This is a genomic window from Streptomyces sp. NPDC005402 (assembly GCF_040606575.1).
GTDB lineage: Bacteria > Actinomycetota > Actinomycetes > Streptomycetales > Streptomycetaceae > Streptomyces.
The window spans coordinates 53,275-70,489 of record NZ_JBEXFB010000023.1 but is presented as its reverse complement, the minus strand read 5'-3'; the positions used below and the strand labels follow the sequence as shown (position 1 = coordinate 70,489).

The window sequence follows — 17,215 nt, the reverse complement described above, 5'->3', positions numbered from 1 at the left end:
GACGAAACGCCCCCAACCCGCACTCCAGTGAGTACCGCCGTCGAAGTACGTGCCCATGTTCTTACGAACAGAGACATCGCCATCCGTACCGTGAACGATCAGGTCAGCCTTGCCATCACCCGTGATGTCGGCGAAGTAGAGACGACCCAAGTCGGTACCCGTGACGAAACGCCCCCAACCCGCACTCCAGTGAGTACCGCCGTCGAAGTACGTGCCCATGTTCTTACGAACAGAGACATCGCCATCCGTACCGTGAACAATCAGGTCAGCCTTGCCATCACCCGTGATGTCGGCGAAGTAGAGACGACCCATGTCGGTACCGGTGAGGAAACGGCTCCAACCGGCGGACATGACGGTGCCGGCACCGAAGCTGTTCCCGAGGTTGCGGTGGACGACGACGGAACCGTCGATGCGCTGCAGGACCAGGTCGTCCTTGCCGTCACCGTCGATGTCCGCCGGTGTGATCTTCTCTCGGCTGAAGACTTCCTTGACCCAACTGCTGAGGTCGTCGACTCGGGTGTCGACGGCCCCGGTGCGGGTCTCGGCGGGGTCGATGCCGAGGCATCCGCCCTGCCAGGAGCGGGAGTTGACGGCGACGAGTTCGGTGGTGCCGTCGACGGTACGCAGGGCGGGGCCGCCGGCGTCGCCCTTGCAGACGGTCGCGGTGTCGGAGCCGTCGAGGTCCACCGTGGTGGCCGCGGTGGAGGTGACGGTGAACGTGCCGGTGTGCAGTTGGTCGGGCACCCACTCGGTCTTGGTGCGTCCGAATCCCGCCTTCACCAACTTCTCGCCGGCTGCGGCGGGCGTCGTCGCCAGCCGCACGGGCTTGACGGTGGGATCGGTGATCCGGGCGGCGAGCCTGACCAGGACCAGGTCGCGGTAGGCGTGCGGGACGAGCCAGAGGGCCTGCCGGACGCTCCCGCCGGTCTGAGTCAGGTCGGTGCGGCCGACCGTGACGGTGGTGGGGACGGCGGGTTTGCCCGCGGAGAGCTCGCCGTCCGCGGCGAAACAGGTGGCCGCGGTCAGGACCCACTGCGGGTCGACGAGGGTGCCGGTGCAGGCGGACTGCTCCCCGACGTTGACCTTCGCGACATAGTTCAGCCCTGCCGGGGCGTCGACTCCGGCCAGCGCGGAGGCCGAGCCGGTCGCGGCCGGAACGGCGCCCAGTACGACGGGGGCTGCGAGCAGGGCAGCGGCCAGCGCGGAGAGACGGTGACGTCTGGAGAGGTGCATGAACGTGGATTCCTAGACACGAGGGCCGCGCGTTCCGTGGGCACTGGGCCGCGCTGCGGTGAGCATGACAATGTTGACCGCGTCTACTTGGAGGACCTGATCTCGACGAGCATGTGATCGCGGCCGTCCGGGTCCGCGGCCTCACCCACCGGCGTCCAGGAGTTCTTGGCGATGTCGTACGACTTCTCCTCGGTGCCCACGGTCATGTCGACCGCGGTCGTGTAGTCGTTGCCCTTGACCGCGTAGACCGCGGGGATCTCCAGGGTCAGCCAGCCGGAGTCGCCCACCACCTTGAAACAGATCTTGTCCGCCTTGTCGCGGGCCATGATCTCCAGCAGACCGGTCCCGCTGGCGCAGTCGGCCAGGGTGATGTGCCCGTCACCGCGCTTGAGGACGATGTTCTTCTCGGCCAGGATCTTGTCCGCCAGCGGGTAGTTGAAGTCCTCCACCGCGTAACCGGGGGATTCCCCCGCGACCAGTGCGGCAGGGTTCGCCTCCTGCGACGCCCCGCCCGGCAGGCCCGTGGTCACCGTGATCCAAGCCAGGGCACCGACCGCGGCCGCGCCCAGTGCACGCAGCGCAATCCGCTTGCGCTGCGGCTTAACGGACATTCTGCTGTATTGCTTCATCGCATCCCCCAAGTTCGTTGCTGCAGACCGGATATTCGTCACCGGTCTCGCGTTTTCGGGTGCACGGGAACGTCTTATCGGCATCGCTCTGCCGCGTGCGTTCCAACTCCCCCGGAAGTGATTCCCTTACGCCCCAAAGCGAGAGGCCCTCGCCCCGGCGATCACCATCCTCTTCATCATGCAAACACGAAGCCACTCCTAGGTCGAGCGTGGAAAACCACGCATAGCGCGGCAAACCACATGCTTCACTCATGACCTCCGTCACACTCCATAAAGGTTGCACCACCACTTGTGAAGCTCCTGCGAAGAAGCTTCTGATGATCTATCAGGACACATGCCGCGAACACGAGTTAAAGAACGCGACTCCTTAATTGGCCCACTCTGCATGGACAGTTGATATGGTCCCGAGCTACAAGTACTTCCGACCGCACGCCACTTCACGTCCGTCGGCATTCCACCTTTCTGGGGCACCGGGAACCGCCCTGCCGGTGCGATCCGGCATGTCCAGTCACCCGATCACACAGAGGACTACTCTCCAATGCAGACAAGCTTCTGGAGCCGTCGCCGCGTGCTCGGCGCGCTCGCCGCCTCCGCCGCGGTGGCCTCCACACCCTTGACGCTCCTCCCCTCGACCGCCGCCGCTGCGGACGGCACGGCACCCGAACCGGTCCCCCTGCCGGACACCGAGCGCGCCAAGGTCGTCAGGGCGTGGCTGACCGGTGGCAAGGGCGTCAAGGCCGCCGCCGCAGCGGCCCTTTACGGGTCGGACGCCGACATCCAGACCTTCCTCGCCGAGACGCTGCCCAGGCAGACCGTGGAGGACAACCGCGTCGCGATCGTCCGCAGCCTGGACCGCGCGGGCAAGGGCCTGCGAAGAGAGGCCGTCGCCGCTCTCGAGAGCGGCGATGCCGCGATCGCCGCGTTCCTGAAGGACGGCTTCAAACCGGCCATCACCGAAGATCTCCGGGTCGCCACCACCACCGTCTCGACCACCGGCGACAGGGCGGTGGTGCGCAGCGCCAACACCGCTCTCGACGCCGCCACCACACCGGCTCTCACCGCCTTCCTCACCGACAAGCAGTACGACGCGCGTCTGGAGGACACCCGGGTCCAGGTCAGCGCCATGCTGGTGAACGGTGGCCCGGAGGTGCAGAAGTACGCGAGCCGTGCCCTCGAGGGGTCCGCGGCCGACGTGGAGTGGTTCATGGAGACCGGGCAGCACATCGCGCGCGCCCGTGACCAGGAGTCGGCGACCATCGAGGAACTGGTGGCCCTTGTCGAGCGCGAGGGCAAGCGCGCCCAGAAGGAGACCAACCTGGCGGTGGAGGCCTCGGCACGCGCCGAGACCGCCGCCGGGAAGGCCAAGGAGGCCGCCCAGAAGGCCGCCGCCGAGGCATCCGCGGCCCAGAACGACGTACAGAAGTCGGCGGCAGCGGCCCGGAAGGCTGCGAACGCGGCGAAGGGCGCGGCGGACGCCGCACGCAACGCCATCAACGCCTCCAACGCAGCGGTGAACGCGTCCCGCCGTGCCTCCTGGGCGGCCACCGGTGCCGCTCAGGCCGCCTCGAACGCGGGCAGCGCCGCCTCCCGTGCCTACAGGGCTGCGATAGCCGCCTCCAAGGACGCGAGCAAGACGCAGGAGGCCAAGGACGCCGCGGTCGCCGCCAAGAACGCCGCGGCCAAGGCCCGTAGTGCCGCCGCGGCTGCCGACAAGGCCGCCATCGCCGGCGATGCGGCCGCGTCCGCCGGCTCGGCCGCCGCCTCCGCCGCACGCAATTCGGCCGCCGCAGCCACGGCCGCCGCCCAGGCCGCCGCCTCCGCAGGTGTCGCCCAGGCGGAGGCAGCCGAGGCCAAGCGCCAGGCCGGCATCGCCACCAGTGCAGCCAACCGTGCCACCAACGCCGCCTCCGCCGCCCAGGCGCTGGCCAGCGCCGCCGCCACCGCGGCCCGCACCGCCCGCGACGCCGCCAATTCCGCCGCCGCCCACGCCGACAAGGCGGCAGCCGCCGCCGACGAGGCCGTGAAGTACGCGGGCCAGGCCATCGACTACGCCAACAAGTCGACCGCGCACGCCGACGAGGCCGTGAAGGCCGCCAACGTCGCCACCAAGGCCGTCGCCGACGCCATCGAGGTGGAGAAGAACGCCCGCGCCGCCGAGGCCCAGACGCTGGAGCAGGACAAGCAGAAGGCGATCGAGGAGGCGCGGTTGCTCACCTCCGTCGAGGCGAGCGATCTGTCCGACGTGCGCGACAAGCGCCTTCTCGCGGAACGCACCGCCCAGGACATCAAGGACCTGATCACCGGAGCTGAACAGGCCCTGTACTCCGGCGACATGGAACTCGCCGCGACCCTGGGGCGCAAGGCCGCGATCGGCCTGATCGAGTCCCGGGGTGCGTGGACCCGGCAGGCCGCCCAGCACGCCCTGGCAGGCTCCGACGACGACGTCTTCGCCTGGATCGACCTCGATCGGGCCCTCGCCCAGGGTCAGGACGACCGCGAGACCACCCTCCATGTGGCGACGATCGCCGCGCCGAAGATCGCCGAGGCCGCCCAGCTCGCCCTGGAGAGTTCCAGCTCCAAGGCCATCGGTGACTTCCTCACCATCGGCATGAAGAAGGCCTCCGACGAGGAGCTGCGCGTCGCGATCGGCAGGATCCTCAAAGACGGCGCGGGCAGGGCCGTCACCAACGCCGCCAACAAGGCACTCGACGAGAACACCACCGAATCCCTCAACTACTTCTTCGACCATGCCTACCCGCTGGCGCAGCAGGAGGACGACAAGGTCCTCGCCAGCCAGCTCCTCTCCACCGGTGGCGCCTTCACCAAGGCCTACGCCGAGGTCGCCCTCGAGGGCCCGGCGTGGATGCTCCGCAACTTCATCCTCGTGGTCCAGTTCCGGACGGCCCAGCTCGACCACGACACCGCCACCCATGTCGCCGCGATCCGCGGTGCCATCGCCGCCGCCGCGAAGATCGCCCAGAAGGCGCAGGAGAACGCCGCGCGGGCGACCCAGGCCGCCTATCTGGCCCGTAACAACGCCGCCAAGGCTCAGGAGTGGGCGGACAAGGCGATCGCCTCCTCCAAGGCGGCCGACAGCTACGCCGACGAGGCGCGCCGGAACGCGGACGCCGCCGACAAGTCGGCCGCGGACGCCCAGGCTTCCGCCAACACGGCGAAGGCGGCCGCCGCGACCGCGCGCGGCGCGGCCCGCTCGGCCAACTACTCGGCCAACAAGGCGATCGACTCTGCGCGCGCCGCCCTCAAGTCCTCTGCCGCCGCACAGAGTTCGGCCAACGCCGCCCGTGCCTCCATGCTCGAGGCACAGGCGGACGCGAAGCAGGCCGCCGCCGCGTACTCCGCTGCCAAGCAGATTGCGGCCGAGAAGCACCGGGCCGAAGTGGCCGCCAGGGCCAAGGCAGCCGCGGAGAAGGCCAAGGCGGACCGCGAGGCCCAGCATGATCCCGCCGCCAACGACCGGAACAACCAGGTCAACCCCAACGGCACTCAGGACCCCGGCGACTCCGACGAGTGGTGGAACGACGCCCAGTTCTACGCGGACGCCGCCAACGTGGTCAGCGTCGGCGCCGGCCTCCTGGCCGCCGGCTGCACTCTCGCAGGATTCGTCTTCCCGCCGGCCTTCGCCGCGGCCGGCTTCTTCGCAGGTGTCTCCACAGGCGCGAGCGCCATCAGCACTGTCTTCACCGGCATCGAGCACGGCTTCACGAGCAGCGAGTTCTGGTGGTCCGCCGCAGGCACCGGCCTGAGCCTGGTCACCTACGGCCAGACCAAGTGGCTGGGTGCGCTGAAGCCCGCGAGCACTGCCGTGAAGCCCGTCGTGGGCAAGATCGCGGACGTTGTCGAGGACGGGGTCTCCTCCATCACCAGGGATCTCTTCGATTTGGTCGCCTGACGAGTGCGTCCCCCTCGTACGGCTCTGACGCGGTAGAACACGGGCCACCCTCCGCTGCCCGGGGGGCACCTCATGTCCGGTGCCCCCCTTCTCCGCTGCCCCCAGGACAACGAAACAAGGAAGAGAGACCTGACAGACATGCACGAGAGACGCCCTCGAAGCGCATCCCGAATACGGGCGCGGTCGACCGTACTTGCCGTCCTCGCCGCGGTGACGCTGGGACTCACCACGGCGGGTCCGGCCACGGCGGGTCCGGCCACGGCACAGCAGACCGCGGACGAGAAGCCGCGGCACTCGGGGACGGTGGACCGGACGAACCAGACCGGCACTCCGGCCCCCCTTACCGCCACCAGCGTCTTCCCCAAGCAGTCCGGGGAACACTGTGCGGCCACGAAGGCAGGGACGAAGGAGCGCCGGGCGGGCGCCGTCGAGGCGTGTGTGAGCACCAGTCCCGTTCCGGCCGCGCGAACCAAGGCACAGTCGCAGAGCCTCGCCGCCACTTCGGCTGACGTCGCAACCTGCTCCCTCACCAGCCCCGGCAACTACTCCTACGAGCGCTTCAGTTACTGCGTGACCGGGGTGAACGTCCTCTACATCCTGCGCGACAGCAAGGGCGCGGAGCTCGGGCGCGGCACCCTGGTGATCTCCACCAGTGCGTCACTGCCTGCGGCAGGTACGGCGTGGAGCGAGCACGTCACCGTGACGATGACCTCTGCGAGCGGCGAAGTCACCGCCCTCGACGCCAAGTTCCGCGCCTCCTGCGGAACCGGCTGCAGGGCGACGACGACCGCGCCCTGGTACGAGAGCGGTCTGGTCCTGGGGAAGACCCTCGCCGGCGACGTCAAGTACTCCTCGGCCCCCGCGGTGGGCTCCGTCGCGGAGTTCCTCACCTCGTACAAGCTGTATGTGACCTCCCCGGGCGCCACGCCCGTCGACCCGAACGCCTCCTGGGACAACCCGCGCAAGATCCGCTGCGACAACGCGGTCGGGGGCACCTCGTCGGCCGGCTGTGTCATCCCTTCGATCATGCCTGTCGTGCCGATGAGCGCGACGGCCTCCGACGCCGGCGGCGCCGTGGCCGCCTACGCGTGGGCACAGAAGAACCTCAACGGCGCCTGGGGGAAGAAGGGCAGCCCGCTGACCCGGTCGACGAGCGGGGTAACCGACCGTACCGCCAGTACATGCGGCGGCTTCTCGCCTGAGCCGGAGCTCGTCGCCAACGACTCCTGCGGTGACTTCCCCTTCGGCGAGGCGAAGGAAGGCGGTGCCGCCGGTACCGCCTGCGTCAAGGTGATCCCCAACCTCGGCAACGGCGAATGGGACACCTATGTCCTGAACGACGCCCGTGTCGTGGACCCCGCCTCACCCTGTGTCCAGGCCCATGTCACGCCCGACGAGAAGCAGTTCGCGGCCGCGCAGCTCGCCGACGGATTCAAGAGCCAACGGGTCATCGACGCCGACCAGTTCGAGCTGACGATCTCGTTGCCGGACACCGGCCCGCACGCCCGCTGCCTGGACACCACGCCGGACGGTTCACTTCCCGACGGCGCCGGGTGGATCCTGAACACCACCGAACCGGTCCCCCACGTCAACAAGACGACCGACCCGCTGGGCAGGGCCGGAGCCAGGCCGACCCGGGCTGAGGCGTGCCTGGACCGGACAGTCCCCGAAGGCACCGACGCACAGGGAGACATCCCGGGCTGGCAGGATGCGGAGATCTTCAGGAACGCGAACTCGCTCACCAACGGGCTGGCCCGGTGCCACCTGATCCCGAAGGTCGCCGGCGGACGGGGTATCCAGATCAATCTCGTCCCCTGCTGGCAGGCGGGGATGAACACGGGCACGCCCAGCATGCGAACCTACGAGGCCATGGCGCAGAAGGTCATCCAGAGCAGCGAGTCCTCCTTCGGACCGGACGACGCGGTCTTCTACCAGGTGACGCCCGTCTACAACGACGACACCAGTACGATCCCGGTGGGAGTCACGATGAGCGCCAATATTGAACGGGCGAACGGGACGACCGAGCAGTTGTTTTCCAACGTCTATGTCACCAACACCCTGAAGAACACCGGGTTGTACAACCTAGGCAACTGATCACAGTCAGTTCGCGCCATCGGGAGCCAGCATGAGTTTCTCCACCCCGCCGCGGCCGCTCGACGTGACCGCGCTCTTCCCTCAACTGGCCCCGCTGGCCCGCACGGCGACCCGGCTGCATCCCCGCCCCGGGTCGCCCACACCGTACGAGAGCTCCGTCGGCGGGCCGCTCCTCTGGCCCGCCGACGAGCCGTGGCCGCACTGCGAAGAGCCACACGACAGCGAAGCGTCGGACGAGATGCATTCTCCGGACGAGATCCGGCTTCTGCGTCGCATCCGAACGGCAGCGGCCGAGCGCCGACTCCGCGACCCCCAGGCCCCGGCGGTCACGCCCGAGGAGCAGGAGATCGAGCAGCGGCTCAGCACGGGCCACCCGTGGTTCGACGGTCCGATTCCCATGATTCCCGTTGCCCAGCTCTACGCCCGTGACGTGCCCCTCCCGGGCAGCCCTCCCGGAGCCGATCTGCTCCAGGTCCTGTGGTGCCCCTGCGACCACGAGGATTTCGCACACCCCCGAACCGCCCTCCGCTGGCGTTCGTCCGCCTCCGTCACCGACGTCCTCGACGCCCCGCCCGAGCCGCCCGTGATCCAGTTCGACTGGTACCTCCCGATGCCCTGCGTGCTGGCACCCGAGCAGGTCACCGAGTACCCCAGCCCCATGGAGCTGAGCAAGGGACTGCAACAGCAGTTGGGCGACGAGAGTCGGTGGGAGGCAGCCGGTTACGCGTGGAACGCAACCGGCGCTGAAACCCCGCAGGAGTTCTACTTCCGCAACCTGTGCCACGCCCCCGGATGGAAGACCGGCGGCTGGACCCGCTGGGGCCTCACCGACCCCATGCCGCGCCCCTGCCCCGAATGCGGCACCGAGACGATCCCGCTTCTCACCGTCGCGAGCAGGGAATGGGACCCCGGCAGCAAGAGCTGGATGCCCGAGGAGGAGCGGACGAACCCGACTCCCCTCCCTCTCGGTATCCGGCCCGCGAACGTCACTCTGCTCACCATCGCCGACGCCTACGACCTGCAACTCCACGTCTGCCCGGTGTCCTCCGACCATCCGCACATCGAACTTGTTCAGTGAGCAGGCCCGATGCCCAGGCGCCGGGAGGGCAGCCTCATACCCTCCTGGCTTCGAGCTCGGCGAGTTCGTCCCCGGTGTGCGGCTCTCAAAAGCCCACCTGTGCCCGGACGCCCCGAACACCTCACTGCTCGCGGGCTTGTGCCCGACGCGGTCACACGCTCTCGCACGCCCGGCCCACCTCCGAACGGTCATATGCAGGCTGGATGCCCTCTAGCCGGAACGCGGCGCGCCATTGAACAACGCGTTCGAGGGAACGGCTGCGCTGGCCGTGCGGCCGCTGGACGCCGCAGAGTCTCACGCCCTGCTCGCCGCCAGAGGTGTTCCCGCCGAGCAGTGGGGCGCCTTCGTCGCCTTCGCGGGAGGCAGCCCGCTCTCTTTCGCTGGCCGTCTCCCTGCCCCCGTCCCCGCCCGGCGCACTGCGGGAGCCGGCCGGCGACGTGCTGACGACCCTGCTCGAGCGGCTGGTGGGTGACCTGCCCAGCGCCGTCCACCGGCACGCCCTCGAGGTCGTGGCGCGGGCCTACGTCACCCGCGAGTCTCTGCTGCGGTCAGTGCTGGGCGACGCGGACACCGGCATGGTGTTCTCCTGGCTGCGCCAGCTGCCCTACATCGAGGCCAGCCCCGAGGGGCTGCACCCGCACGACGCGGTGCGAGCGACCTTCGAGGCCGACCTGCGCTGGCGGGCCCCCGAGGGTCAGGGTGTGGGTGTGGCGGTGAGCAGGCTGTTGGTGACGTCCTCGATGGCCTGGTTCAGCTCGTCCTCGGGATGTTGCCGCAGACCTTGTAGCCCTCGGTGGCGTCGATGCCGCCGCCTGTGCTGAGGAGTTCGTCTTCGATCCAGGTCCGGCACTCGGGCGTGACGCCCGTGGTAGCGGTGGCGACAGCAGTGGGCAGGGCGCTGTTGACGGCGTCGCTGACCAGATCGGCCATGAGCTCGCCCGCGTACTTCTCCAATGTCTTGGTGGCGATGCCGTCGCACTGGGACGGGTGGGTGCCGGGTGCGGTGCTCGCGACGGCGTCGATGGCGTCCTGGAGTTGCTTGCGCATGGCCGTCTTGCAGGCGGCCGGGTGGGCCCTGGCGTCGTCTCCGTCGCTGCATGCGGTGAAAGTGGCGGTGAGGGCGAGGAGGGCGGCGCAGGCGGCTGTGCGGGTCTTCATGGTTTCCCCGGGGCTTGGATGCTGAGGGGGCATCATGCGATGCGTGGAGTCGCTGTGGGGGCGCTGTGGCCGTGTTGTGACGCTTGGGGTTCCGCCGCCCGGTGCTGAGCATCCCTGCGGGCCCGTGTTCCCCGGCACCAGGTCGTCATTGGTAGCTGCTGCGCTCGTCTCTGTTGGTGGCCACATCCACCCACAGATACGCCGAGGCCCGGCCGCGCATGGTGCAGGCCGGGCCAGGGGCGGGCTCGTCAGACCTTGCAGAAGCCGAGGCCCTTCAAGGCCTCGTTGATCTGCTTGCCCTGCGCCTCGGTGGTCGTGACGTCCTTGTAGGTGAAGCGCTGCGAGGCGGTCCAGTCGACTTTGCTGCCGCCGCCGTTGAGGGCGCTGCACTGGTTGCGTGCGGCGTCGATGGCCTTGTCCTCGTACTTCACGATGTCCGGGTTGGCTGCGGCAAGGGCCCGGAGCAGCTCGGCGCGCTTGGCGCCGTTGGGTTCGGCCGGGATGCCAGCGGCCTTCTCGGCTGCGCTGACGTCGACGCTGGGCTGACTGCTGCTCTTGGTGGCCTCGGCCTTGGGCTTGCTGTCGTCGTCGCTGCTGTTGCAGCCGACGAGGGTGACGGCGAGTGCGGCCGTGATGGCGGCGATGGTGATGCGGGTGCGCATGTTCCCCCCATGGAACGTTGGTGCTGAGGGAACATCATGCACCAAGCCAGACACGACGAAGCCCCGCCGGAGTGAGGCCGGGCCGACAAAGCCGGTGCCCGGGAACTGGGTACCGGTAGGCGCCGGGCGACACCCGGCACCGCGCCCTCCAGCGGCACGGCAAGCGGTCGTCCATGAGGGGGACGGTCATGCCGTGCTTGGGGTGGTAGCGCACGGACCAGGCCAAGTCGGTGCGCAGGGGGTCGGTGGTGAAGGCCAGCCAGCCGCCGTTGCGGTCGCGGTCGCAGCGGCCCCACATGCCGTCGGCGACGCCGCGGCCGATCGCCTCGATGGTGTCGGGCCCTCCTCGATCGGGATGTGCGAGTCGTCCACGAACGGCAGGTCGGGGATGGGGTGGTCTGTCCGCGGGCCATTGGCAAGCGGACGATGGTCGATGCCGAGACGCCCGATGCAGCCGGACCCGTTCAGCTCCAAGAACTCACTGACCCACCCCACCGCCCAGTCACTTGAGCAAGCGTCGGCATGGCCGTCGGCCTCCCGGCTCCAATCGTGGCCCTGCGTGTCCTGGTGGCCCTCGCCCCCGCTTCCTGGCTAGCTGGACCGACCTCCTCCAGCACGACCAACCAGAAGACCATCCCACCCGGCCAACCAACGTGACAGCGCCCGCCGAACGCCTCCCGCGACCTTCGCCATTCGAGCCGCGCACGCGGAGATGACCGTCCCTGCCCCGGTCCACCCGTACTATCTCGGGCTCGCTCCGCACCTGCGGAGATGTACCGCCGCTGCACTCGCGGTGGACCGACTTCCTGCCGCCCAGTCCGCACACGCGGAGATGAACCGGTGCTCTGACTTCCACAGGCCACACCGAGCTCTCCAACCCAGCATTCAAGATCAAATCTTCCACGCGACCACATCAGAATGTCCTGCGGCTTCACATAATGTGTCACGATCGCCTTCACGCAATGTCACACCACGGCCCAACACACCAGCTCACAGGGCTTTCTGCGTGACATTCAGATGAGAGAGATCCCGCACGTTCAGCGCGAGACAACACCCAGCACACTGCGCAGCACCAACACCCTGCTCAGTCCACATATCCACCAGGCAACATGATGTCTCAGACCGACACCACCAGCGGCTCCGACGGAGCCAAGTGGACCTACGACCACAACCCGAAGACGGGCACGATGGACTGTGGCGGGTTGCCCGGCCAGCGCTGTTCGGCCACCGATCCTGAAGGCCACAAGACGTCCTTCACCTACGACTCCAAGGGCAACCTGTCCAAGGTCGACCGGCCCTCCGCGCAAGAAGACCTCACCTACACGTACGACGACCTCGGCCGCACCGACACCGTCACCGACGGCCGCGGAACAAAGACGGTCTACACCTACGACAAGCGCGACCGGCTGAAGACCCGGACCAGCGACGGCAAGACCGCCACCTTCACCTACGACGGCGACGGCAACATCAAGACCCGCACACACCGGCCGGAAGCAGCAGTTACACCTACGACGAGCAGAACCGCGAACGCACCCGCACCCTGCCCGCCGGCGGTACCAGCTCGGTCACCTATGACGCCGCGGGCAACGTGAAGACCGCCACCGATGCGGGCGGCACTCTCACCTACGACTACAACGACGCCAACCAGCTCAGCACCCTCACTCAGCCCGGCGGCGCCAAGACCACCTACGACTACGACAAGAACGGCGACCGCACCACCACGACCTACCCCGGCGGAACGGTCCAGAAGACGGACTACGACAAGTCCAGCCGCGCCCAGAAGATCGAGGTCAAGAACGGCTCGACCGTCCTGTCGACGATCACCTACGACTACAACAAGTCCGGCAAGGACACCGACAAGATCTACAAGCGGACGAGCGACGGCGCCGCCCTCGCCTACACCTACGACTCCAAGGGTCGCCTGACCAAGGCTGTCGAGACCAAGGATGGCTCGACCACTGCCGGGTGGGCCTATTGCTACGACAAGGCCGGCAACATCACCGGCCGCTCCACCGGCACCAACCTGCCCGCCTGCGACAACGCCCAGTCCGTTCGCGAATACAACAACGCCGACGAACTGACCTCCCTTGGCGGTAACACGAGCTTCTCCTACGACGGCGACGGCAACGAGACCTCCGCCGCCTCTCCCACGGGCACCCGCACGAGCGGCCAGTGGACACCCTTCACTCAGCTGTCCGACCTGACAGCGTCCGGCACCGCGTCGAACTACACCTACGCCGGCATCGACAACAACGACCGCCTCACCCGGGGCAGTTCGACCTTCACCAACGCCGCGACCGGCGTGACGCGGGAGGACACCACCGGTTTCGTCCGTGAACCCTCGGGCACGTTGACAGCCATGAGGCGGCAAGCGCACCGCCACCTACAGCTACGGCCCCTACGGCGAAGCACGCACCACCAACGGCACCAACCAGCCCTACCGTTACACCGGCACCTACCTCGACCCGTCCGGCCTCTACAAGATGGGCGCCCGCTACTACGACCCCCAGCTCGGCCGCTTCACCCAGCCCGACCCCTCCGGCAAGGAAAGCAACCCCTACGCCTACGCCGCCGGAGACCCCGTCAACCGCACCGACCCCAGCGGACTGCTCTCCCTGGGCGAAGGACTCGGCCTGGCAGGGACCGTAGTCGGTCTTGTCGCCCTGGCCCCCGTATCGGCGTCCGTGGCAATCGGAGCGTCCGCAGTGGGCACCGGCTTGAGCGTTGCGGGTTCCATCGCATCGGGTAATTCTGCTGGGGAAACCGCAGCGGTTGGAATCCTGGGACTGGGTACGGGTGGCGTCGGAGCCGCGACAAAGCTTGCCGGCATGGGGGGGCAAAACAGGCCTGGGGGTCGACCTCGGATACACCGCATTGGGTTACTTCGGCGGTGCAGGAATAACGGGCGGATGGCTCTGAAAGGTGAAATCAAGTGGACCTAGCGGTCGTGGGTATCGGATTCGAGGACAACACAGCAGCCACCGTGATTCTCGTATTGATCGTACTGGTGGTGGCATTCGCCCTCCTCTATTGGCGCCTCAAGCGTGAAAAGAAGTAACGAGACACTCTGACTGGACCCCTTTCATCCTGTCCCGGCCGGGTTGAAATGGGCTGGTCAAGTGTGGTGACGTGACGAAACCTCTCGTCGTTGGTGTGTTGATTTCATGCAACACACCATCGACCGAGGCTTCGTTGGTTCCGTATCCTTCCATGCGCGACCGCATACCAGAGCATCCAAATGCTGCTGACCCTGGGACAGGAGAACCTGGTCGGCACCATTCCCCGGCCCACCGTCAACGACCTCAACACCGTTCATATCCGCGCCGCCGACCAGTAGGTCTACATGCACCCTCGGAGCACGAGGCTGGAGACGTTCGCGAGGGAGACAGCGAGACGATGGCGCACAGAACCGCACGGACCGCTGAGCCCCATCCGAGCCCAGAGCCCACCACGCGGGTGATCACGCACGGTGCGTCTGGCACGTGATCGCACCCGGCCCTCCCTCGGTCTCCAACGCCACGCCTTTGTGAAGGTTGTGCAGGCTGATGATCTCGCCGCAGACGATGTAGGTGTTCAACGCGCAGAGGTGTGTTCGAGGACGAGCTGATCGAGGCGGCGTGGCCGATCCTGCGCGCGGCATGCTCCGCGCGGGCACGCTCGCCCGGATCGCGCTGAAGTGGTGCACGGAGCGCGGTCTGCTCTTCTGGATCGACCCCGACAACTACGCCCTGCTGCGCTCCGACCCGGAGGCCCGTGGCGAGATCCTCGTCGGCGTGGTGTTGCGGGCGCTGACCTCGTTCCGGCTCAAGGACCTGGTCGAGGGCGGATGGAACCCCAACTACATGAAGGGGCGGGGAGCCACAGTGCCTGACCACGTGCTTCGTGGGCCAGTGCATCTGGGAGTTCCGCCGGGTGTACACGATGTGGGCGAAGAACCGCCAGGAGTACGGACGTGCACACGCTGTACGACGTTCGGAGGATGCCGCACTCGCGAACCCAACGCTCTTCGGCCCGCTCCTGGAGGCCGGCTACCTCTCCGAGCCCGAGGCCGCCGTCCTCAGCACCAACTTCGAGGACATACCGCCCGAGCAGCCTGACCTCACCCAGGCCGTCATCGGCATGGTCATCGAGGGGTTCGTGGACACCGACATCTCGGACCGGCTGCGCCTGAACCCACGCGGCGGTCCGGATGCGCAAGACCCGCTTCAGCACAGCGCTGTACGACACGGCCCGCGAGGGACGCATCTGGATCCCCGAGCGGCTCCACACCCACCACCGACACCAGCAGCGAGGTGTCGCGTGGCCGTCCAGCAGCTGACGTTGCTGATGCTCTTGCTGGGCATGTGCATCCTCATGACGCTGTGCGTCGCGCTGTGCTGCCGATCCTCGTGCCGATGGTGACGTGACCGGCCCTCATATGCGCGAGCGCGGACGGGCTGCACAGCCGAACTGTGCGGCCGGTCGCTCTCCGGTAGGACGGCCTCGCGTCCCGCGCGCAGGACGTCCTCGCCCTCAGGACACGCGGGTCACCGCACCGGAGGTGAACCACTGCACCAGTGTCGCCGCAGCATGGACGCCAGCACGAGCGACTTCCAGGGTTTCCGGCACGGTGCCGACCGGTCCGCCGTGCCGGGAGGTCTGCCTCTCCCACAGCGCTGCGCATCATCGCCTCGGCCGGGGCAGTCGATCCCGTCCCCAGCGTGGTGGTGAACTTGGGTGCCGCATCGCGGATCACGCCCGGCATGGTGCCGAGCGTCGCCTTGCAGCACAACTCCAAGTAGCCGCCGTTCCCTACACCACAAGCCACCCTCCAAGCGTCAACGCGGTCAGCGGTCGCCCGACCTCGTTTGCAGCAGGGCGGCTCCGAGTGGGGTCAGGGTGTGCAGAACCGTGTTGGCGTGGCGGTGGCTGGTGATCAGGCCGGCGTCGCGCAGTACGGCGGTGTGATGGCTGGCCGTCGTGGGGGTCACGCCGGCCCGGCGGGCGGCCTCGGTGGTGGTGGAGCCGGTCGCGCTGGCTCTCAGGATGGCGGCGCGGGTGGGGCCGAGCAGCACGTTCAGCGGTGGGGAGTCCGCGTGCGGGGTCGTCGTCGGCAGGTGATGGAGGGGGTAGAGGAGAACGGACGGGAGCCCGGGGTCGGCCAGAGCGATAGGCGCCTGCCAGCAGAAGTAGGAAGGAATCAGGAGCAGCCCCCGCCCGTCGAGGTGGACGTCGCGGTGATCCGGGTACGGATCGATTTCCAGGACCGGTGGCCGCCACTGAATCGTGGGGCCCAGTCCGGCGAGCAGGCCTTCGGTCCCCTCGTGGAAAAGGGTGTGGGCGTGCCGGGCCCGTTCGGCGTGCAGACGTTCCTGGATGCACTCCTCGTGCGGGGCGATCGCGGCACGGTGGTAGGCGCGCAGGGTGCCTACGAGTTGCTCGCGCAGGTCCGGCTCGGTGAGCCGGCGTGTCCAGGCCGGGGCTCCGACGGCTCGGTTGAGCGCGTCGACCTCGCGCGCGACCCGCTCGCGCGGCGTCGCCAGAATTGCCTCCAGCCCGGCGTCCAGTCCTTGGGTGCCCTCCGGTGGTGTCAGGAAGTCGGGGAAGTAGCTAGCGCGAGGGAAGAGCGGCAACAGGAAGGTCTTCACCGTCCGTTCGAGCCCGGCCAGGCGCAACGCGTCACGTGCGGTGCGGAACCAGGGCGCGTAGGCCCAGCGGCCTTCGCGGGTCTGGAGCCGGTGCAGACTGACCGCGATCTCCCAGAGCGCGTGCGGTTCGGTCGCCACTCTGACCCTGGTGAGGTCCTCGGACGTGAAGTGAAAGCGGAGCATCCGTTTCCCCGTGGGGTACTGGTGCCGACCTGCGAAGTGTCAGTGGACTCGCATGAGCATGACAGCGACGCGTCGGGCCGGGAAGCATGAATTCCCGCCAGCCGTAGGCCCGTTGGCGCAGTCCACCAGAAAGGCATGAAATGTTCTCGTACGAGCAGGAGCACGACCGAAAGTCCAGCCGCGCCCGCCGTCGGGGCCGCCGGGGTCTCGTCGCCGCGGCGCTCACCCTCGCCACGGCCGCCCTGGGCCTGATCGCACCGAGTTCCGCGAGTGCCACGGCGCAGGCGTGGGAGTGCAACAGCGGCAGCGTGTGCGTCTACAGCGGCAACAACGGCACGGGCAGCCGATGTTCATGGAGCAACGCGGACCCGGACTGGTACAGCGGTGAAGTCCAGTGTTCATGGGCCGACAACCAGGTAGTCAGGTCGATCTACAACCGCGGCACGTCCTCCTCGTACAACTGGGTCGTCCTCTACACCGGCGCCAACTACACCGGCGACCACTACTGCTGGGCGCAGAACGGTGGCTTCGGCTCAGAGTTCAACACCAAGATCCGCTCCCACCGCTGGCGCGCTTCCTGCTCATGACCGGATGACAGGTCGGCGGGCCCCGGAGTGCCGGGACCCGCCGATACGTGGGGC

Annotated in this window: 12 protein-coding genes and 2 pseudogenes; 9 read left to right on the top strand and 5 right to left on the bottom strand. The window is 68.1% G+C overall.

The features are described 5' to 3' along the window. A partial coding sequence (locus ABZT02_RS35135; RefSeq protein WP_356024976.1) for a trypsin-like serine protease occupies positions 1–1,233 on the bottom strand: 1,233 nt, incomplete at its 3' end. Positions 1,234–1,316: 83 nt separating this feature from the next. Beyond that, positions 1,317–1,844 carry a hypothetical protein gene (locus tag ABZT02_RS35130; protein WP_356024974.1) on the bottom strand — a complete coding sequence of 176 codons (528 nt, stop codon included), beginning with the start codon at positions 1,842–1,844 and terminating at the stop codon, positions 1,317–1,319. Between the two features lie 556 nt (positions 1,845–2,400). Between ABZT02_RS35130 and ABZT02_RS35125 the strand changes: the two genes are divergently transcribed. The 4 genes from ABZT02_RS35125 (at position 2,401) to ABZT02_RS35110 (ending at position 9,765) form a co-directional block, all read left to right on the top strand. Beyond that, a complete protein-coding gene (locus tag ABZT02_RS35125) occupies positions 2,401–5,772 on the top strand; it encodes an ALF repeat-containing protein (protein WP_356024972.1) in 3,372 nt (1,123 codons plus the stop codon). Between the two features lie 210 nt (positions 5,773–5,982). Further along, positions 5,983–7,866: a DNA/RNA non-specific endonuclease gene (locus ABZT02_RS35120; RefSeq protein ID WP_356024970.1), complete on the top strand. Its 1,884-nt coding sequence runs from the start codon at positions 5,983–5,985 to the stop codon at positions 7,864–7,866. A gap of 31 nt (positions 7,867–7,897) precedes the next feature. Then, the gene (locus ABZT02_RS35115) at positions 7,898–8,944 is read left to right on the top strand and encodes a hypothetical protein (RefSeq protein ID WP_356024967.1); all 1,047 of its coding nucleotides are present in this window, start codon (positions 7,898–7,900) and stop codon (positions 8,942–8,944) included. Positions 8,945–9,381: 437 nt separating this feature from the next. Further along, complete coding sequence (locus ABZT02_RS35110) at positions 9,382–9,765, top strand: hypothetical protein (RefSeq protein WP_356024965.1); 384 nt, start codon at positions 9,382–9,384, stop codon at positions 9,763–9,765. On the opposite strand, the gene ABZT02_RS35105 is transcribed toward ABZT02_RS35110, so the two are convergent. Continuing rightward, positions 9,695–10,102: a hypothetical protein gene (locus tag ABZT02_RS35105; protein WP_356024962.1), complete on the bottom strand. Its 408-nt coding sequence runs from the start codon at positions 10,100–10,102 to the stop codon at positions 9,695–9,697. The genes ABZT02_RS35110 and ABZT02_RS35105 overlap by 71 nt on opposite strands. Before the next feature lie 248 nt (positions 10,103–10,350). After that, complete coding sequence (locus ABZT02_RS35100; protein ID WP_356024960.1) at positions 10,351–10,764, bottom strand: hypothetical protein; 414 nt, start codon at positions 10,762–10,764, stop codon at positions 10,351–10,353. Between the two features lie 1,109 nt (positions 10,765–11,873). On the opposite strand from ABZT02_RS35100, the gene ABZT02_RS35095 reads away from it, so the two are divergent. From ABZT02_RS35095 to ABZT02_RS35080, 4 genes and pseudogenes are all read left to right on the top strand, one after another. Further along, complete coding sequence (locus ABZT02_RS35095) at positions 11,874–12,356, top strand: hypothetical protein (protein WP_356024958.1); 483 nt, start codon at positions 11,874–11,876, stop codon at positions 12,354–12,356. Further along, positions 12,305–12,460: pseudogene (locus tag ABZT02_RS35090) on the top strand (RHS repeat domain-containing protein); the annotation flags it as partial. The gene ABZT02_RS35095 and the pseudogene ABZT02_RS35090, both read left to right, overlap by 52 nt. Positions 12,461–13,214: 754 nt before the next feature. Further along, positions 13,215–13,706, top strand: a pseudogene (locus ABZT02_RS35085) (RHS repeat-associated core domain-containing protein); the annotation flags it as partial. Between the two features lie 940 nt (positions 13,707–14,646). Next, positions 14,647–15,165, top strand: a complete 519-nt coding sequence (locus tag ABZT02_RS35080; RefSeq protein ID WP_356024955.1) for a hypothetical protein — start codon at positions 14,647–14,649, stop codon at positions 15,163–15,165. 425 nt (positions 15,166–15,590) lie between these two features. Here the strand turns inward: ABZT02_RS35080 and ABZT02_RS35075 are convergent, their stop codons facing one another. Further along, positions 15,591–16,574 carry a DUF5937 family protein gene (locus ABZT02_RS35075; protein WP_356024953.1) on the bottom strand — a complete coding sequence of 328 codons (984 nt, stop codon included), beginning with the start codon at positions 16,572–16,574 and terminating at the stop codon, positions 15,591–15,593. A 140-nt stretch (positions 16,575–16,714) separates the two neighbouring features. Here ABZT02_RS35075 and ABZT02_RS35070 point away from each other — a divergent pair, with 140 nt between their 5' ends. After that, positions 16,715–17,161, top strand: coding sequence for a peptidase inhibitor family I36 protein (locus ABZT02_RS35070; RefSeq protein ID WP_356024950.1), 447 nt, complete (start codon positions 16,715–16,717; stop codon positions 17,159–17,161). The last annotated feature ends 54 nt before the right edge of the window (positions 17,162–17,215 follow it).